Raw genomic sequence first — 19,712 nt, forward strand, 5'->3', positions numbered from 1 at the left:
ATTTTTAAAAAGCCTGTTCTCATTACAAGACACCCCCCCAACATCTTCTAATTGTGGAGCAATAATAGAGGTAAATTTTTATCGAAAATATTTTTTTAATATTTAGGGAAATATTTTGCTACAGGAAATTCCTCTTTATTGTATATATTATTCCAATAATCTAAAATATCTGTAAATGGTAATGTGAGATTATTATTAATAAAATCAGTGAAAAAATCATTTATTAGTTTTTCATTCTTTCCCTCTAAAATTAATTCATTAAAGGAAGCTATTATTAATTCAAACAATTCATATTTTATAATGTTTGGGCAATCCGATTTATTATAATAAGAAATAAACTCTCTCACTCTATTTGGATCAGCATTAATAATTCCCCAATCTTGTGTTTCATATTGTAAATTTAATTCTGAGGAAATTTTTTTAATTATTTCTAGTTTTTCCATTTTAATATTATTAAGGATTTAATGGGTAAGCAGTTTTTACACCTGAGCCACTAGGTACTAATCTTGCATGTGTTGCAGGTGAAAATGTTCCATCAGGATTTATTACTCTTCCTACACCATTTGGGATTTCAACATTTATTGCTCCGTTTTTTAAATTATTCAAATTATCAAAAATTATTTGTTCTGCAGCCACATTATCGATCCATTGTCCCTGAGCTATGCCACTATTTGTTGCTTGTAATTCAAGTTGGGTTGTATTTTCTGCTCCATGCTTAGTAAATGTGTGTCCAAGTCTTTTACCATCCATAGCTCCACTTCCTATAATAGTACTCATTTGTATTTTTCAGGATTTCTCTACTTCATTTTTCCTCGCGCGACGGTTTATTTTTTGAACGCTTTCTGTCGCTTTTCAAAAATACAGATTTATTCATTTGAAAAATAAAATTCCGTCGCCGCGCAATTTTTTTCGCAAAGTTTTTGATTTCAATTGAAAAAAATAGTATTTGCATTTTGTCAAATAAGAGCTCTTTTTTTACAGTCGCTCCATTGTATAAAATAATAAAAGCCAACTCAAATGAGTTTGCTTTTTTGTTAAAGCTTATTCGGCAGCTTTATAAAACACAAAACCTCGCAAAAGCGAAGGTTTTTGTTTTATTATACAGGACACGAGCGAGACGCTCGTACTAGCAAAGGAGGATATGGCTTTAATAATATGGATTATTTTGTCTCGTCTTGCATTTTGGGCACTCAATTACACCATTATTATTAGCTATTTCCCAGGAATTATTACAATTAAAACACATTACCCAATTATCTCCGATAGGAACAGCATTTTGCAATTGATTGTTAGAAAATTCATTATCAATTAAGCTTTTATATTTTTTAAAAATAGTATTTGCTTGACCTATGTTATCCATCATTTCCTCTTCAAAGAATTTATTACATTTCCATTCTTTAAAGGTAATTAGATTTGGAAAAAAAGTATCTATAGGATAATTCTCTTTACCAGTAAGACCTTCCCAGTATTTGGACATTCTATTATCTGTAACAATAAAAAATTCAGAGGGATAATTATGAGGATAAGTATTTCCTCCTTCGTCTATAATAAAAAAATTTATTCGTCCCTCCTCTGTATACTCTATTGCATAAACTGTATATTCTTGCCCTATTGTTAATGGAAAACGTTCATAAGGTATTTGCCAGTTTATTTTATAGTTTACCTTTTCTGGATTGTCTATTTTAATATATTTAATTCTCATTTCAATTTTTTAATTTTTAAGGATAGCGATGTCCTCTACTTTTAGCATTTGTTCCATCTTTTATTTTAAATCCTGAACGTTTCCCAGTTTGATTATTAATGTCATAATGAACCTCTGTTTTTGTACCATCACCATGATCATGGGTATGCTTCATTTTCGTATTGTAATTATACTTAGGATCTTTCAGTTTTCCACTCATAATTGTATCTCCTTCACCTGATTCTGCTTCTTCAATAGCTAACTGTTCTTGTAAATCTTTTGGCTCATATCTTGCATCAGGCTTTCCTTCTTGTGGTACTTTTACTCCATTTACATCCTTATCTTCTTCAGCAGTATCTTCGATATTCATACTTCCGTAACCTGCACCGGGATCTGCAATGGTAGTATATCCTGTACTTGGAGGTGTAAACTGATTATATGTCCACCAAACTCCGGCTCCTATTAACATTACACCAGCTACAATATCTGCTGGACCTGGCGCAGGAGAATCAACCTGTGAAGTCCAAAGAGCTGTAGCTGCTAACGCTCCCGGCCCGGAATTACTGTTTTTAGATTTTCCACTTACCGTAACTTCTGTTATAACCGAACTATTATTATTGAAATCTTTCCATACCCCATTACTTTTATCCCAATAAAACATTCCATCTGAGTCTTTCCAAACTTCACCATCTTGCCTACCATCACGGCCCGGAAATCCCCATTCTCCTTGCATTCCCGTAGGATCATTAAAAGATATTGGATTATTCCAAACATAACTGTAGGATTCGTGAGTATATTGGCCTCTTGGATCAACAACACCCCATCTTCCTAGATCAGGCATATAAAATCTGGCCCCATAATCATACATGCCTGTCTCCTGCAACTCCTTCCCGTTGTACTTATACTGATAAGCATTCTGCGTGGTTCCGCTATAATCATGCAACAACCCGAAAGGATAATAATTATTTACCTCCGCTACCTCTCCCGGAGTAAAGGTTTCTACACAGGCTTGTTCTCCATTACCAGATCTGTACAAGTCCTGACCCTAAGGTCTCTTCCCTGTATAATCCCATCATGATTCGTGTCTGCATAGCTTAACCTTACATTTCCTAAGCGATCTTTGTACTGTACTGTAAAATCTATCTTAAATACTATTTAAGGATAAAAACATCATTTCAATAAGCCAATTTTCTGAAAGTAATTCTGAAAGTTCCTCTATTTAAAGTCATTTTCTCTATATTTAGAGATATAATAGTATCCTGAATAATCATTGAAGTTTATTAAATAGCCGTGACTAAACATTTTATAAAGAATTGTTCGTAATTGAGTTGGCTTATATTTCTTCAAGGGCAAAATATAAGATTGCTTTTCAGATATTAAATATTTTTTCTGTATATTACTAATATTCATTTTATCAATCTCATTGTCAAATTTATTAATAGTGAAAAAATAATCTTGTCGATTATATTTTGCCAAATCCATACTTTTTAACAAAAGCTTTTTATTAAATAGATCTTCGAGGTACACATTGAAATCTTTATATTGATGCTGATAATAATCTTTATACAGTTCGTGTACCAGATCGATATTCGTTTCTAATAAATCCCCATCTTCTAACTCGAAGTATAAATAATAATTAAAGTAAGGTGAGGGCAATCCGTTCGTTACTGTTGACAATTTTTTTATAAAATCAATATTATCATTATTGCTTTTACAAGATGAAAGCAATAGCAATATCAACAATCCAAAATATCTAAAATATAGTTTCATAATGCTAGTTTTTCTTTTTGTCAGTTTCGATAATTTCTTGTGGTAAAACATAATTTGGAGGATTGGGAGTTACTTTTTGTCCTCCATAAGTTGTTCTAAGTGGTAATCCTTCTATTTTTCTCGCTTCATTTTCAGCTTTTACCGCTCTTTGTTCTGCTGGATTTTCAGCTCCAGGTTCATCCGTAGCATCAGACTGATTATCTACTTCCTTATCAAATTGATGTCGCATTTCATGTACAACTGTAGTTAGATCAGAACTGGGAACTCCCTCTGTTTCTTTAAACCTCTTCTTTTCTGAAGAACTATTGAGATTATATACTGTTTTAGATCCACCACCTGGAGAGCCGTCCATACCTGACCCTTCATAGGGAGTTGAAGGATCAAAAATGTAATGTTTATTATCACTGTTCTCTAAAATATGAAGCATCGCTTTTAGCTCTTTATTTTTAGAATGTTCAATTTTTCTATATGCCTTTGCTAATCTAAATAAGTTAGGACTTACTGATTGATTTCTCCCGTCGTATCTTTTGCCAGCTAGGTCACCATTTAAATAATAAAAATGACCTTTTCTATATTGTAGTTGAACTTGGGTTTTATCATTAATTATATGTACAAAAATTATATCTTTTCCATCAGGATCAATAAACATCACAGGATTATTCACAGCATAATTGTAAGATGATAATCCAGAATATTTCTCTGCCAATGGATCCAACACACCCCATCTTCCCAAATCCGGCATATAGAATCTTGCGCCATAGTCATACATGCCCGTTTCTTGAAGTTCTTTCCCGTTATACTTATAGTTCTTGTAACTACCCTGGGCAAAGTAAGCAGTTCCCGTTTTAAATGATTCATCCCGAAAGGATAGAAATCATTATTATCTACAATTTCAAGAACTCCTGCGCTGGTTTTTCCAAAGCTCACTCGTACATTTCCTAAGTGATCTTGGTACTGGTAAATATACTTTTTAGTATAACCCATCGCAATTGTGATGGGTTATTTTTATCTACTCAAAGTCAAAGACTTTGCGTAGCGAGGCTTATAAGTAATATAAATTGATATTGTTCACTTCCACTTTCGTGACTGTAGGAAACGCTTTCTTAATTTATTTTAATCAGTTCGTTTGAACATACACGATAGATACTACTTATTTTTTGATTGACAATAAGGGTAACAAATGTTATATCTTTTAAAGCACAGCTTGGAAATTCTGATAAGCTTTTATTAGAAAACTGTCCTTTTTTAAGTTTCAAAACATAATTATAATGATTATTATTGAGTATATAATCTTTGTCAATCTTTATAGTCTTGGAACCTTTATTAAATGCGTTATACGAAATCATTTCATTGCCAACATAAACACCTGTAAGATTAGTGTTCATACCTGCATAATCATCAAATCTAATTCTGTCTAGCACAATCACAGAATCTTTTGGATATATAAATAGTTTACTTTTTCTTTCGCAATTATTAAATTTCGTATAGTCCACTAAGGGTTCAACACTAATCTTTTCTCGTTTGAATAATTCTCTATTCTTATTCAGATTTTGGTTGTATTCACTTTCAATAACTTTATTGAGAGCGTCTGCGTACATATCACATTGAGCTTTTGTTTTACAACTGAATAGTATAGCCAAAACAAACAGCATAGAAATAAAAGTTTTAGTATTCATAATTATCTTTAACGGTTTCTTTAGTTGGGTATGTTTCTTTTTTATCGATGTATAGACTCTTTTTATTATCATCCGTTAACAATGAAGTATCTGCCCTATTAGGATTATACTTAGTCCTAAAAGGAAGACCTGCAGCTTTCCTCATCTTATTCTCGATGTGGGTCGCATTTATTTCATCTACTGTTACTGGCGATCCATCATTTTTGTTGTACCATGTATCTAAGGAGCCTTTTTCCTTTTTTAAATCTGATTTTGCATGACCCATTTCATGCCCTAAAACGATGTAAGAATCTGTGTCTTTAATACCTTCAGTTGTTGCTATCGGAACAGTTTCCCCGGTAACCGATATACTTCCAGTTCCATACCCATAATGATTTTCCTTATCAGGATTTGATCTTATTGTGACGTCGTTTCCTTCTTTTGAAAAGAAGTCAATAAGCTCGGATTTCCCAGCAGAATTTGCATTTATTTTATTCAGATCAGAAATAATTCCACTCACTTTGGAAGTGTCACCAGTATATTCAATATCCGTTCTTTTTCCATTAGCATATGCATATAACTTTCCTCCTTCATATCTTGCTTTTATTTCAGCTCCCCACTTATCATGACCTAATGATAAAATAATATCCTTTCCTTGTCTACCATCAGGATCAATAAATCTAATAGGATTATTAAACGCATAATTATACGGACTATGACGACGCATCATTTCAGCTAGTGGATCGCACCAGCCTTTAGATTTGTTATTTCAATTAACTTCTAATATATTAATTTCTTGAACTTCCATAAGCTTATTGCTATATTTTGTTTCAATAACTATGTCTAATATGTTTTGTGGTAATTCTTTCAATTTCAATGGAGTTTTTGGATACGTAACTAAATGATAGTGAGGCTCCAAAAATTGATTTGGATATGTTTTATCAAAAGAATATAGTCCTTTTTTTGTCATTGACATATAATATTCCAAATATCTTTCATCAACCCCTGAACCAAATACTTTAATCAATATATTGTCTAATTTTGGATTAATCACTACCTCTGATATTTCTGGCAAACTTCTAAAATATTCAACCAATATTTCATTGTTTTTTTTAGACTTAGCTACTGAGTCGGTTAGCTTGCCACCGCCAGAGGCCATAAATCCCACATATTCACCATCTGTAATAAACCAATCTATATCTAAATTTTCTTGTTCTATTTCTGTATACATATATTATTTTCCAAAAGTTGCTTTGCAATTTTCACACATTGGTATTGTTTGACCTGTTCTTGGTCTAATTGCTTCTGTAAAGTTAATTGTGAAGGAGTAGCCAAAGGGTTATTCAATAATAAGTTATTTCCTGGTTGAAATTCCTGCACAACATCCTACAACATTACCAGCGGGTAATCCAACCACGTATCAAAAAGTAACCCAATCAGCAGAAGCAACTTACAGGTCCGTTAAATCTGTTACGACAGCTTTAGAATCTTTAGGAAATAAATATTGATTATTTATTTTTAAGGTCTTGATAATTTCTATTAGGCTATCTTTTTTCAATGGTATTTGTTCTTGCCCTTCTGGTGTTTTAAAAGTTAAATCATAGATATTCCCATTATATTCTCTAATAAAGCTAAAAATCCCTTTTTTATTTTTTGGAAAGGTTTCTAAAATATAGCACCAGTTATTATTTTCTACATAATATTTATAAACGTAATAAGGTAGTCCCTCTTTTTGTTGTAATTCAATTGCAGTACTTAAATCATGTATCATATAATCTCTCAAAGTTATTATTTTTATACTATTTGAAAGCAATATTGCTTCAGACTTTTCATCAGATTTATCCATTAAGGCGGCAAAGTGGTAAGTGCTATCTGAAATAATTTTCCAAGTCTTTGGCACTGAAATTTCTACCGAATCTTCAATGACTTTTACATAATGATTTTGTTTTATCTCATTATGTTCTTTTTTTTCATCTTTTTTACACCCTACAACTAATAGGGTTAAAATTACCAAAATTATATTTTTCATTTATTATCCTTTTTTATATTTGTTGTAGCACTAGCTCCAATTTTAATGTATCTGTTTCCAACATTAACCTTTTGCTCGACCTGAAGTCCTCCTGAATAGGTGGTTGATTTCTTTTCTACTTTTACTGCACCCACTATACCATTATCTCCCGCTCCGAAAATTGCTTTTGTGGTATTGCTCTTACCGCTACTTTTACCACTTGATGTACTGCTTTTCGAAGAATATGCTGTTGTATTTTTAATAGTTACTGTTCCTGCTTCCGTGGGGATTACGTTTTTGAATTCTGATTTAACAAGACTCTCATTCCTTACTTCAAACTTAAAAAGAGATTTTGATTGGGCAGTAACAACAATATTTCCGCGTTCATCTTTTACTGCCATAGGTTTAAAGAAATTACCGTCTAGTCCGGCAGATGCAGTAGTAGTATTTTCAATAGATGTTGTGTTAGACCCTACCTTAGAAATTTCTTTACCGGTTGTGAAAAAACCTTCTAATTTTGCTCCGGCTCTATTTATTAATTCCCCACCAGCATCGAACCATTTGTATGCTGCCTGCTGAAATTGGACATACGAACCACCACAACAATCTTCATCACCACCATCGCTATTAATCACATCTTCCGGTTCCATTCCGGTTGGGTCAGTATTTCGGATTGGGTTGTTGAATGCGTAAGCATAAGGCGACATCCAAGGCATTTTTTCAGCAAGCGGATCCATTTGTAAAAATCCAGGAGCATCCACCATTAGTTGACGCGCCCCGTAATCATACATTCCCGTCTCCTGCAACTCCTTACCATTGTACTTGTACTGATACGCATTCTGCGTAGTTCCGCTATAATCATGCAGCAACCCGAAAGGATAATAATTATTTACCTCCGCTACCTCTCCCAGAGTAATAGAAAAGCCACCAAATGGGTGGCTTTTGACTCAGTAATCATTCAGCTATATACTGTGTTAATATATTTCTCATGGCTTCTTTTAAGTCATTACCATCAATTCTTAGCATCTCTCTTTTGCTGGTAGGAAAACTAATCAACAACGTATAGGGGTCATCATTTCTTTCTCCATCAAATTTAATAATGGCAACATCTCCATTATTTTTTATTGTTTCAAAACACATTAATAATTCCTCTAAATTGTAATCTTTGCTAAGTACCTGTTTAATATAATCCATTTTATAATATTATTTAGTTAATGATTTTGCAATTTCGGACACGTCCGTCATTTTTCCTTTAGCAACCTGAGTTGCAACATCTAACATTTCTTGTCGGCTTACTGTTTGTATTCCAGCCTCTTTGGCTAATTTTTCAAATATTGCCACTGCCGTACGCTTATTACCATTTTCAAACATATGACCATGTGCTATAGATTTAAATATAGAGGCACTTTGTTCTGCTGCAGTTTCATAGTACATAGCAGAGGAAATAGCAGTGGTTGGTGTACTATTAAGTAGCACACCACCGCCATCAGTAGTTTTATTAATAGCTACCATGTCATCGGCCAAAGTTTGCAGTCCATTACCTTTTCTTGCAATAACTAAAAGAATCGCCGCTATTTGAACTTTCCCAATTTTGTTCTTTGCTTCTTCACTTTGATAATCAAGCCACCAATCAAAAGCGGACCACCCAGCAGAAGCTGCAAGATTGCTGCCTCCCATCATAAAAGTCCCCATTGTAAAAGCAAGATTTCTTTCAAACTTTTCTGTAGCAAGGGCTGCTTTGCTTCCCCTAATGCCTGCTGCAAACCTATCTTCTGAAGCGTGGAAAGAATTTAAGCTTTGAATTCCCATAAATGATAAAGAAGCATCCATTCTCTGAGCCTTAGAAATACCCTTTATAGTAACTTCAGGTATAACACCACTATTATATATTTTTTTCGGGTCTGGATCTTCCCCGATCATACCTGTTGGGTCATTAAATCGTATTGGATTTCCATAAACATACGAGTATGGACTGTAAGCAAATTGTAATTCACTTAATGGGTCACTTACACCCCATCTTCCAATATCCGCCATATACATTCTTGCCCCATAATCATACATCCCTGTCTCCTGCAACTCCTTACCATTGTACTTGTACTGATACGCATTCTGCGTTGTTTCGCTATAATCATGCAGCAATCCAAAAGGATAATAATTATTTACCTCCGCTACCTCTCCCGGAGTAAAGGTTTCTACACAGGCTTGTTCTCCATTATCCAGATCTGTACAAGTCCTGACCCTAAGGTCTCTTCCCTGTATAATCCCATCATGATTCGTGTCTGCATAGCTTAACCTTACATTTCCCAAATGATCCGTGTAGTTATAAATATAAAGCTGTAATGAATAAAATCTCACGTTTTACGAGGTTGGCCCAGATTTTTATTCTTTATTTATTTCAATACTAAGAATGCTATTTTTATGATATGTGTCATTTAAAATTTGTAACAAACAAAATATGACATAAACTAGTCTTCCAATTTCAGACATTCTATAATTAATTTTATAGTCTTTATCATTTAATCTTATTTTTTCATATCGAGACGAATACTTTTGAAGTTCTCTTTGACTAGGTTCTTCATACCATGCGATTAAAATATTATCTAGATAATTACTTAGTTTATCATGTAATCCTTTAATTTTAGTTATCTCTGTTATTTTTATGTTGTCATTTATAATTTTATTTTTGTTTTCAATAAGTAAAATAAAAAAATAAGACAATAAATAACTTGATAGGTTCTTATCAATTATGACTTGTGAGTTATCACTTTTTATAATTATTTCTTTCATTTTGTTGGTAATATATGATTTTTAATTTGACCTTGAGAGTTATATATCTTTAGATGTGTTTTTGACACATCCACATTCAGCGCTTTAAAAATGTCTAAATATTTACTTGAAACATCAGAATTAGGTAAATAATGACCAGACAAATTATTCATCCCCACAATATTTCCATCTCTAATTTTTAATTCGCCAGCCGCTATAACATCTGCACCTTTAGACAAAAAAGTATGTTTTCTACCTAATAAAATTTCACCAGAGTCCATTACCACAAAATCAAATCTTCCAGCTGCCTGAACATTCCCATTCATGTTAATTTTAATCATGTAGTAACCCGGAAGGATAATAGTTATTACCCTCCACTACCTCTCCCGGAGTAATAGAAAAGCCACCTTTTTGGTGGCTTTTGATTCAGTAATCATTCAGTTATATATTGCGTTAATATATTTTGCATAACTTCTTTAAGGTTATCACTGTCAATTCTTAGCATTTCTCTTTTATTTTCAGAAAAAGTAATTAATAATGTGTAATGATTATTTTCTCTCATTCCGTCAAACTTAATAATGGCAACATCTCCATTATTTTTACTGTTTCAAAACACATTAATAATTCTTCTAAATTAGAATTTTTAGTAAGCATTTCTTTAATATAATCCATTATTATAATATTATTTAGTTAACAATTTTTTGCAATTTCGGAAACATCCATCATTACCTTCGGCATATTATCAACATTCTATTAATTAGATACTATTTGTATAAAACCATAAATCATTTGCAGAAAATTTATTATAATTAATTATATTATTATCTAAATAATCACTCAAGATACCATCCTCCAATTTTAAGGTTTTAAAACTTAAATTTTCCACATTAATCGTATTTATAAAAGTATAATTTTGTAAATTAAGCTTTACAAGGTTTAGATAATTATCTTCAATAATTAAAATTGGAAACATTTTCCATAAATAACCTATAGCAATATTATCATTAAGAAGTGTAGCCCAATTCTCTTCATTTTCCCAAAATGAAATATCTATTCTATTTTTTTCTAATAATTCAATGATAAAAAAGAAATCCGAAATTTTCCAATTTCCTTTATATGATAATGCATTTTTTATTTTTATTGTAATATCTTCCATATTCAAATTATCTCATAGTTCCTGGCGAACCGTGAACATATCCATTAGAATTTTTATAAACATTTATAACATTTGTATGTGTTCCATTACCTAAAACACCAATATTTGTATTCGTAACTGTAACCTTTGCTTTATTTCCAATCCACAAGCCTGCTTCGTCTGCATATTGAGCAGCTTTTAAAACAGCAATATTAGCATCAACAGATGAGTAAAAAAGACTTTTACCTGCAATACCTCCAAAAACATGTTTTTTCATGGCTTCTTGCGAGACAGTATATATTCCATTTGTCAATTCCCCATGTTTATTTAAGGAAAATCCTTCTGCTATAATATTATCCGCTAATCTTTTTATTCCGCTTAGATTTCCATGTTTAAGCTGTATAATAAGCGCCATTGCTTGTACAGTTCCTACAGTATTTTTCGTTTTATCATCTTGATAATCCAACCACGTATCAAAAGTAGCCCATCCAGCAGAAGCTACAATATTACTACCTCCCATCATGAAAGTCCCCATTGCAAAAGCAAGATTTCTTTCAAACTTTTCTGTAGCAAGGGCGGCTTTGCTTCCTCTAATTCCTGCTGCTAGCCTGTCTTCAGATAAATGATAAGTATTTAAACTTTGAATACCCATAAATGATAAAGAAGCATCCATTTTCTGTGCTTTAGAAACTCCTTTTATAGTAACCTCAGGAATTATACCGCTATTATATATTTTTTTCGGGTCCGGATCTTCACCAATCATACCTGTTGGATCATTAAATCTTATAGGATTCCCATAAACATAAGAGTATGGGCTGTAAGCAAATTGTAATTCACTTAATGGATCCACAACACCCCACCGTCCAATATCCGGCATATAGAATCTTGCACCATAATCATACATTCCTGTTTCCTGCAATTCTTTCCCGTTATACTTATACTGGTAAGCATTCTGCGTAGTTCCGCTATAATCATGCAGCAACCCGAAAGGATAATAATTATTTACCTCCGCTACCTCTCCCGGAGTAAACGTTTCTACACAGGCTTGTTCTCCATTACCCAGATCTGTACAAGTCCTGATTCTCAGATCTCTTCCCTGTATAATCCCATCATGATTCGTGTCTGCATAGCTTAACCTACATTTCCTCTAATGCTGCAATTGTTTAACTTAAAGGGATTCGGTGATTTTCTTCTAAATTCATTGAAAATGGGTAATTAGGAATATTCTTAAAGTTCTCATTGAGAAAAGATTTATTAATTAATATATTTTACATTTTGTGGATTTCTTAAATCACTTTCCAGTATTTTTGATTTTACACGGTTTATTATTATCTTATAGAATCAATAAAAAACAATTTATCACCTTTTATTTTATATTTATAAGTCGGATAAATCACGTCAATATGAGGTGGCCTACCTTCCAAAATATATGGATCAATTCTATCTTTTTTATAAAGTTTTATAAATTTATTTCCAATATTTTCACTATCAATCACATAAGATGATTTTAAGGCCTCGTCTTTATAAATTCCATAGCTATTTTTTGAACGAATACCAGTTGGACTAACTGTTATTGTAAGCAATGAATCTTTATTTTTTAAAAAGGAAATTTCATAAAGGAATAATTTATATAAGCCTTTATTTGGAATTGGATTTTTTTTCTGATACTTCAATATTTCATTATATAGATTATCCTTAAAAAAAACTTGCTTTTTTTCCTTATTGCAACTTATTAGAAGAACAAAAGCAAATAAACATAAAGAGATTATTTTCATTTTTTAAAATTTTTACTATCGTTATTGATTTTCTTTATTAAATATATTCCAGTTTTAGTTACATTATAAAGATTTGTAGATTTAGGAAAAAACACATAATTAGGGAAATTAACATTATAATCTACCGTATTTCTATAATCTCCTCCTGCTCCGTAATATATACCATTTCCTCTAGATCCCATTGAATTAATTTCTGTATAATCTTCCTCATATTTTGTTTTAAATGGGTGATTATGATATTCAGCATTTGTTTTGATTTCTCTCCCTATTTGACCAGATCCTGGTGAAAAACCAGAGTCATTATAAGTCTGCAAAGACAAATATCTTTTTTTTCCCAAATTAAAATCTATAAGTGAGAATTCAACATTTTTAGCATTATTAGCTGCATAATGAAATAAATTAAACATGTCATCTTCTACTTGAGAGCTATATTCTTTTATAGACTGGTGATATGCTTGATACTGATCATCTTTGTTACCATCTCTGTAAAATCGTAATTGACCTACTAAGCCTTTGGTCTTTATTCTTATTCCATCTCTATAATCTCCTTTTTTATCTCCATTATTATCGTTTATTTTTTTTGTTTTACTATTATAACCATATACTAGATCATCTCCTGCCTGTTTTTTTGCTAGAATAAATTTTCCTTCTTCATTTAATAAATAAACATCCATTCCATCTTTATCAACAAATTTTATAGGATTATTTAGAACGTAATTATAATTATTAGAATCAAAGAATTTTTCGCTTAATGGGTCTTGTACACCCCATCTCCCTAAATCCGGCATATAGAATCTCGCGCCATAATCATACATTCCCGTTTCCTGAAGTTCTTTTCCATTGTACTTATACTGATACGCATTCTGCGTAGTTCCGCTATAATCATGCAGCAATCCAAATGGATAATAATTATTTACCTCCGCTACCTCTCCCGGAGTAAAGGTATCTACACAGGCTTGTTCTCCATTACCCAGATCTGTACAAGTCCTGACTCTCAGGTCTCTTCCCTGTATAATCCCATCATGATTCGTGTCTGCATAGCTTAACCTTACATTTCCCAGGTGATCTGTGTAATTATAAATGTAAAGCTCCAGTAAAGAATCATAATATCCTTCAGATGTCGGGATAATCCTTAATTTCATTTCAGGGTTTATCATCGTTCCGTTGGGATCTTCCCACGGCTCGGTGTACTTATACTGAAAGCCATCCAGATAATGGGTTTCTACACTTCCAAAGAGCTTCTTCACTTTTACCCCGTCTGCCCTGTACGTGTAGTTTGTAGATACAGCGTTTTGGGTAATCTGTTTGGGTAAATTTAAATAATTATATTGGATTGAGGAAATCCCTTTATCAACCTGGCTTGTCATATTGCCGTTATCATCATATCCAATATCGGTAGGTACCGCAGTGTAAGGATACCCGCTAAAGATTTGGACCGTTTCCGTTACTTTCTGCAAACGGTTGCTGGCGTTGCCTGAGAAATAACTATAGGTAAGATCATCAATAGTCCTTACAGTGGTACCAATTTTTCCAGCAGTTCGTTTCAGGGTTTTGATATTCCCGTTCAGGTCGTATGTTATTTTTTCATAATATTCCCTTAACGAAGGATTGATAGAATTCTGGTAAAAGCCTGCCGACAACCTGTTTAAACCATCATAAACATATCCATATCTTTTTAACGGTTCATTTTCCTGTGTGCTTGTTTTCCAGTCTATCTCGGCAATATTCCCGTTAAATTTAGGTAAAACTTTCAAACCTGTGTCCGAAGCATCAGGAATTTCAAGCCCCTGAACCTGGTTGTATTTTATCCTGTAGCCAAACAAATCACCGCCTAGGTTATCAGGATCATTGATCTGGGTCATCCAGCCCCTGATGTTATAAGCATAATCAATGGTCTGGTAAGGAACTGCTATATTGGTGCCTCCTACTTTTTTCTTGGCCAGCTGTGAAAGCTCATTGTATTCGTTTTGAGCCAGGATCTCTTCAGGATTATTATCGATTTTATGTTTGTGGGTTTTAAGTCTGTTCTGGTCATCATAGGTAAAGGTTTCCGTAATTATCTTTTCCGGATCGGTGCTCAGTTTCTTATGGTAGGTTTTGGTCTGTAAGGCCATTCCTGCAAAATCAAGATCAGATTCTGTTTTTGTATACCCACCCAAATGGTTGATGGTGTGTGTTCCTATTACCCGTCCTTTCATATCGTAATAGGAATACATCTTGGTCCAGTTATCATCTTCAATATTCTTAACAAGACTCAGTACAGGAAGGCTTTTCGTGCTTTTTCCTACGGTGGCAGGATTGTCCGTTAAAATCTGTTTCCCGTAAATGGTGGACGGAAACCCCGGATTAAAGCTGTATCCAGGATAGGTATCATAATAATTTAATGATAATAAAGTGACCCATTTACTTGAATTAGGATAGGTGCTGTCCGGTGTATCATAGTATACATCCATTCCCTGTCTGTTAAAAAATACTGTAGGTATTCTATTAACATTATTTGGGCTTATACCATTAATTTCTGTTTGCTCTGTATTTCTATCAGATCCCGTGCTGATCCCTGTAATAGCTACTCTTCCAAACTTATCATATTTTGTATATAGCCACTGTCCTTTCTTTTTAAGCTCTGCATCCTGAGTAGCTACCAGTCTATCCTGCTTATCATACAGCATATATTCCCAGCCCTTACCCGGAAGCTTCTTTTCCACCAGCCTGCTGTCCCCATCATATCGGTACTGGTAGCAGAGGTTATCAAGTACGGTCTGATCCATTGTCCCTACAGATGCTAACGGAGGAATTACAAGAGCCAGCTGATTGTAATTGTTGTATACATAATACGTATCTGCCTTTTCGGTGCTGTTTAGCATCTTTCTTACTAAAACAGTCTGACCTTTCCCGTTTTTATATTCTATGGTTATGTTTCCGTCTTCATCGGTTACCGTATTTTTATACAGCTGGTTTGCACCATAGGTTCCGATACCACTGATAGAAGATTTAGAAGCACCGTTTTCCCAAATCGTGGTAACAGAATATTTCTTTACCTCATCCGCAGCATTTGCATCATATCCAAACTTTATGGACTTTGTACTCCATGCTGTCCCGGGCTGTATCTGCTCTTGTAACCTGTTTAAAGGTGAACTCTCAAGAACTTTCTCTGCAAAGATCTTCTCTCCTCCATATACTGATGATGCATTGGCTAATGGTGTTATATAAATAGCCCCATTCTGGGTAACCGACTGTGGTACGGGAAGGTAGTCTTTAACCTGTCTCCCGAACTGGTCATATTCAATATAATTTACTACATCTTTTCCTAAAGGCGATGCTTTTACATTTACAACCTGTTTTGCCCTTCCCAGTCCGTCGAAATACTGAACGGTTACCTGTTTTTTAACGCAATCCGCATCCAGGCAGGTGGTAGCTTTTACAAAATTTTCCGTAGTCGTCTGTGCCCTGTATGTCGCCGCTGCCAATAAAGCAAGCGTAAAAATTACTATATTTTTCATGCCTGTGTTTAGTTTTTGTAGTTGTACTGAAATTCTTTTAATACTTTACCCTGCTCATCAACAATCTTTTCGAGCTTGTTTGCCGAATAGATATACTTTTCCCTGATTCCCGAAGGAGGTGTAAGATGCGTAATTCCTAAAAGCTGATCATAGGTGATTGTTGTAATAAGGTAGCCCGATAAGCTGGAATTATTCCTGAAATTATCCAATGCCGTAAGTAAGGCTGGTTCATTGGTAGGATTGACCGCATCGGCGTCAGAAGCGGACACGATGGTAGAAACGAGCCCCAAACTTACCAGCTGGTCATAGGTGATTCCTTCTACCTTGGCAATAGGCTGGGTCCCATTATACCCCCAGACAACGGCTACCGGAACGCTGCCTTTGGATGTGTACTGCAAGATATTTCCTTTATTGTCATACTTATCGAAAGTCACCTCTGTATCGGCATTCCCGTTTGAAAGCTTATAGGATACAACTGAACTTGGGAAAAGGTGCGAAACATCATCATATTTCGTTTCTGATTTCGATACAATATTGCCAGGATCAGAAGAAGTTGCCTTTTCTACTGAAGAAACCTCCAGCGGAACAGCGATCATATTTGCATTAATCAGCCTCTGGTTTCCTTTTTCATGGGCATATTTATAAGTGGTTTCCGAGATGGTGTTATCCGGTGACTGTACGGTCTTTTTTGTGATATAGTCCCTTGTGTTATAAGTATTATTGGTTATCTGGGTTAAAGAATGTTGATTAGGGAAATATTCGATATGCTTTTCCTCAGTCAGATGAGCCGTTCCAATACGTTCTGTTTGAAAAATCAGGCTTAAGAAAGCAAAAGGATCATTCCCTACGAAAGGCCTTATCCCGTCAGTACCAGCTACAAAATCTTCATAATTTACATATCTTCCTCCATGTAAATACATTCCTACTGCAGGGTGAGGAATAGGTTGTACAATTGCTCCTGTTGTTACATCATATCCATCATAAGTATATATATATCGGTCTTCGGTTAAAAGGGTACTGCTGTTATCATAAATTTTCTTGTTCAACAGGTTTCCTCTTGTATAATCGTAATTTGCAACCGGCTTAAAAGGTGCAACAGTAGGAATAGTGTACGGATTAGGTTGATCTATAGGCGAAGTGTACTGATAAATAGTTTTTCCTCTCCCGGATTCAGAAACTGTAACAAACTGATAGCCTATATCTGAGCCTTTGGTTTTCTGTGTTGGCAGAAAGTTTCTGTCGGAATTATAAATCATTCCGGCAATAAATATAGATGTACACAATATAGTTGAATGTGCAGAACAAACATACTCCATTCCTGCTTCATATTGAGAGCTGTAGGAATATAAAGGTGTTGGAAATACAAGAGCTCCGGTACTTTTTTTATTATCTGAAAGAGTATTATAATTAAAATTAATAGTTCTGTTAGGAGTACTATGGCCTTGTTCTATATAATAATTGATATTCTTAATACGTACATTTCTATAATCGAACAAATATTTTAGATTATTGGTGTTTCTTACCTTAAAAGATGAATTATAGCTGGTATTAAAAGTAAGCCCTGAAGTTCCTTGTTGATTACTTACCAGTTTAAGGTAATATTCTCCTGCTTCTAATGTTTTGCTATACTCGGTAGGAACGGGTTCCCCCTGACTTAATAAAGCCGTACCCAAAGCTCCTTTTTCAACATAAGTACTCCCTTCTTTTTTCAATAGTTTCAAAGTCCATGCATACTGATTGATAGAAGCTGTTTCTAAAAAAATAGTAACCGGTGTATTGTTTTCAGGAATGGTAAATACATACTTTTCCCCACCGGTAAAATTATTAATGGCAGTTGTTTGATTAGTAGCATCCCAGTTCAAAGGATTTTCATCAAAGTTGGTGAGCTCTACGGCTCCGGTTGAAGGAGCTGTGGAATTAATTTCCGGAACAAAAGAGAATGTACCTGTTTCATAAATAAATTCTGATTTTCCTTTTGTAGGGTGAGTAACTGATTTCAGCAGTTCAATATTTGAACAGCCAACTGGGGAATTTCCGGGACATTTAAAGAAAATTTCTTTTCCACTAATCAAAGGCGTTGATAATGTATGATTATAATAATCCAGTTGATAATTAAAATCCTGAACGTAGCTTCCATTGTTTTTATTTAACTTCTGAACTGAAGATAAAAAGAGCCTCTTATAAGGGCCATTCTCCTTGTAAGTATAATTGAAGCTGTATTTCTCGTCATATTTGCCATCAATTCCCTGAATGATAATATTCTTTAATTTTGAAAGTCTTGTAGCATTATCTCCTCCTACGTAATTGGTATCTTCTCTCCCGTTTTCGTATTCAAATATGATCTTTCCTTTTCCTGTAATCTCTATTTCTCTTATTTTTCGAGTTTGGGTAACGGTGATATTAGTAGATGTCTCGGAAATTTTTGGCAGCAGACCTTTGTTTTGATTAACTATTTCAGTAAGTGCAAGATCCGGCTGATAATCAATGAAATTATTATTTATGGTGTTTTCAGCAGATTGTATGGTTACTGGCTGCTCATCGTATTTTAATGATACCTTTACTTCATCAGCACTACTTTTTATTTTGCTTAAATGAAAGGCGCTATTAAAGGTTCCCGTCATTACAGATGAGGATGTATACAGGTAAGATTCTAAACCTGCAGACTCCGTAACAGATGAGGTTGACGATGTTTCCAATACATCAAAAATAAATTTGTTTCCGAATTCATCAATAATATCAAAAGAGGTCGGTTCAAAATCCTGTGTAGCATTTACCGTAATCTTAAGATTATTTTTGTCCAGCTTCATTACCTGCAAAATTCCATTTACTTTTTTAACAATAAATCTTCCTGTATAATTCAGGAAATTATATTGATACAGGTCATATTGGGTATCATATCTGTTCTTATAATGAGCCTCGAAAACACTTTTCATTGCATTGGAAATCAGAGCTGCCTGATTAGGATTTTCTATCATGGCACTAAAGTAATTTTTACTAGCATTCACATTGGTATTTTCATCCCAGTAAATTCCCAGCTTAGTATTAGTTCCGATAGAATAAGCGACAACTTTTTCATCAGGGCTTCCCATAACCGTTCTTGAAATAGTTCCTCCTGCAAATAAGCTCCACCCCAATCCCACTTCACTGGCTTTAGACTCCGAAGCGGCATTGTTGACGTGATACTTTAATGCCAGATTAATATCTACATTGCTCAGCCCTACCGGTACATTGGCAACAGGAATAGTAATATCAGGAATTCCTGTGTAATTGCTTACCGGAACCTCTTCAAACTTCATCAATGAATTTACCGTAGGAGAAGGCGGAATAATTTGGGGAATATTCTTTTGACTGTCGTTTGCTTGCGCATTGTAGAGGTTAGCCAATACAATGGCAGCACAAATTATAGTTTTTTTCATGTATTA

20 protein-coding genes and 1 pseudogene are annotated in these 19,712 nt (G+C 33.9%); all 21 read right to left on the reverse strand.

Features of this window, described 5'->3' with window-relative positions; all coding sequences use genetic code 11:
• Positions 1–95: 95 nt before the first annotated feature.
• On the reverse strand, positions 96–443 hold the full coding sequence (locus tag ATE47_RS12370; RefSeq protein ID WP_062162260.1) for a hypothetical protein: 348 nt from the start codon (positions 441–443) through the stop codon (positions 96–98).
• 10 nt (positions 444–453) lie between these two features.
• Positions 454–777, reverse strand: coding sequence for a hypothetical protein (locus ATE47_RS12375; RefSeq protein WP_062162261.1), 324 nt, complete (start codon positions 775–777; stop codon positions 454–456).
• Between the two features lie 370 nt (positions 778–1,147).
• Entirely contained in the window at positions 1,148–1,702 is a 555-nt protein-coding gene (locus ATE47_RS12385) for a hypothetical protein (protein WP_062162263.1), read from the reverse strand.
• A 16-nt stretch (positions 1,703–1,718) separates the two neighbouring features.
• Complete coding sequence (locus ATE47_RS12390; protein WP_062162264.1) at positions 1,719–2,717, reverse strand: RHS repeat-associated core domain-containing protein; 999 nt, start codon at positions 2,715–2,717, stop codon at positions 1,719–1,721.
• A 179-nt stretch (positions 2,718–2,896) separates the two neighbouring features.
• Complete coding sequence (locus ATE47_RS12395) at positions 2,897–3,451, reverse strand: hypothetical protein (RefSeq protein WP_062162265.1); 555 nt, start codon at positions 3,449–3,451, stop codon at positions 2,897–2,899.
• Positions 3,452–3,455: 4 nt separating this feature from the next.
• Positions 3,456–4,220: an RHS repeat-associated core domain-containing protein gene (locus tag ATE47_RS12400; RefSeq protein WP_082632588.1), complete on the reverse strand. Its 765-nt coding sequence runs from the start codon at positions 4,218–4,220 to the stop codon at positions 3,456–3,458.
• A 334-nt stretch (positions 4,221–4,554) separates the two neighbouring features.
• Entirely contained in the window at positions 4,555–5,127 is a 573-nt protein-coding gene (locus ATE47_RS12410; protein ID WP_062162268.1) for a hypothetical protein, read from the reverse strand.
• Positions 5,117–5,833, reverse strand: a complete 717-nt coding sequence (locus tag ATE47_RS12415; protein ID WP_062162269.1) for a M91 family zinc metallopeptidase — start codon at positions 5,831–5,833, stop codon at positions 5,117–5,119. The genes ATE47_RS12410 and ATE47_RS12415 overlap by 11 nt, the downstream gene beginning before the upstream one ends.
• Before the next feature lie 42 nt (positions 5,834–5,875).
• Positions 5,876–6,337, reverse strand: a complete 462-nt coding sequence (locus ATE47_RS12420) for a hypothetical protein (protein ID WP_062162270.1) — start codon at positions 6,335–6,337, stop codon at positions 5,876–5,878.
• Between the two features lie 219 nt (positions 6,338–6,556).
• The gene (locus ATE47_RS12425) at positions 6,557–7,135 is read right to left on the reverse strand and encodes a hypothetical protein (protein WP_062162271.1); all 579 of its coding nucleotides are present in this window, start codon (positions 7,133–7,135) and stop codon (positions 6,557–6,559) included.
• Positions 7,132–8,031: an RHS repeat-associated core domain-containing protein gene (locus ATE47_RS12430; RefSeq protein ID WP_082632591.1), complete on the reverse strand. Its 900-nt coding sequence runs from the start codon at positions 8,029–8,031 to the stop codon at positions 7,132–7,134. The genes ATE47_RS12425 and ATE47_RS12430 overlap by 4 nt, the downstream gene beginning before the upstream one ends.
• 37 nt (positions 8,032–8,068) lie before the next feature.
• A complete protein-coding gene (locus ATE47_RS12435) occupies positions 8,069–8,308 on the reverse strand; it encodes a hypothetical protein (RefSeq protein WP_062162273.1) in 240 nt (79 codons plus the stop codon).
• 9 nt (positions 8,309–8,317) lie between these two features.
• Positions 8,318–9,034, reverse strand: a complete 717-nt coding sequence (locus ATE47_RS19565; RefSeq protein WP_442857092.1) for a type II toxin-antitoxin system death-on-curing family toxin — start codon at positions 9,032–9,034, stop codon at positions 8,318–8,320.
• Positions 9,029–9,289, reverse strand: a pseudogene (locus ATE47_RS19570) (RHS repeat-associated core domain-containing protein); the annotation flags it as partial. The gene ATE47_RS19565 and the pseudogene ATE47_RS19570, both read right to left, overlap by 6 nt.
• Positions 9,290–9,493: 204 nt before the next feature.
• Positions 9,494–9,901 (reverse strand): hypothetical protein, encoded by a 408-nt coding sequence (locus tag ATE47_RS12445; RefSeq protein ID WP_062162275.1) that lies wholly within the window; start codon positions 9,899–9,901, stop codon positions 9,494–9,496.
• Entirely contained in the window at positions 9,898–10,206 is a 309-nt protein-coding gene (locus ATE47_RS12450) for a hypothetical protein (RefSeq protein WP_150114830.1), read from the reverse strand. The genes ATE47_RS12445 and ATE47_RS12450 overlap by 4 nt, the downstream gene beginning before the upstream one ends.
• 431 nt (positions 10,207–10,637) lie before the next feature.
• On the reverse strand, positions 10,638–11,036 hold the full coding sequence (locus ATE47_RS12455; protein ID WP_062162277.1) for a hypothetical protein: 399 nt from the start codon (positions 11,034–11,036) through the stop codon (positions 10,638–10,640).
• 7 nt (positions 11,037–11,043) lie between these two features.
• Entirely contained in the window at positions 11,044–12,120 is a 1,077-nt protein-coding gene (locus tag ATE47_RS12460) for an RHS repeat-associated core domain-containing protein (protein ID WP_082632593.1), read from the reverse strand.
• A 223-nt stretch (positions 12,121–12,343) separates the two neighbouring features.
• Positions 12,344–12,790, reverse strand: coding sequence for a hypothetical protein (locus ATE47_RS12465; RefSeq protein ID WP_062162279.1), 447 nt, complete (start codon positions 12,788–12,790; stop codon positions 12,344–12,346).
• Positions 12,787–16,290 (reverse strand): DUF6443 domain-containing protein, encoded by a 3,504-nt coding sequence (locus ATE47_RS12470; RefSeq protein ID WP_062162280.1) that lies wholly within the window; start codon positions 16,288–16,290, stop codon positions 12,787–12,789. The genes ATE47_RS12465 and ATE47_RS12470 overlap by 4 nt, the downstream gene beginning before the upstream one ends.
• Positions 16,291–16,298: 8 nt before the next feature.
• Positions 16,299–19,706 carry a hypothetical protein gene (locus ATE47_RS12475; protein WP_062162281.1) on the reverse strand — a complete coding sequence of 1,136 codons (3,408 nt, stop codon included), beginning with the start codon at positions 19,704–19,706 and terminating at the stop codon, positions 16,299–16,301.
• Positions 19,707–19,712 lie beyond the last annotated feature (6 nt).

The sequence above is a fragment of the Chryseobacterium sp. IHB B 17019 genome, from assembly GCF_001456155.1.
Taxonomy (GTDB): Bacteria; Bacteroidota; Bacteroidia; order Flavobacteriales; family Weeksellaceae; genus Chryseobacterium.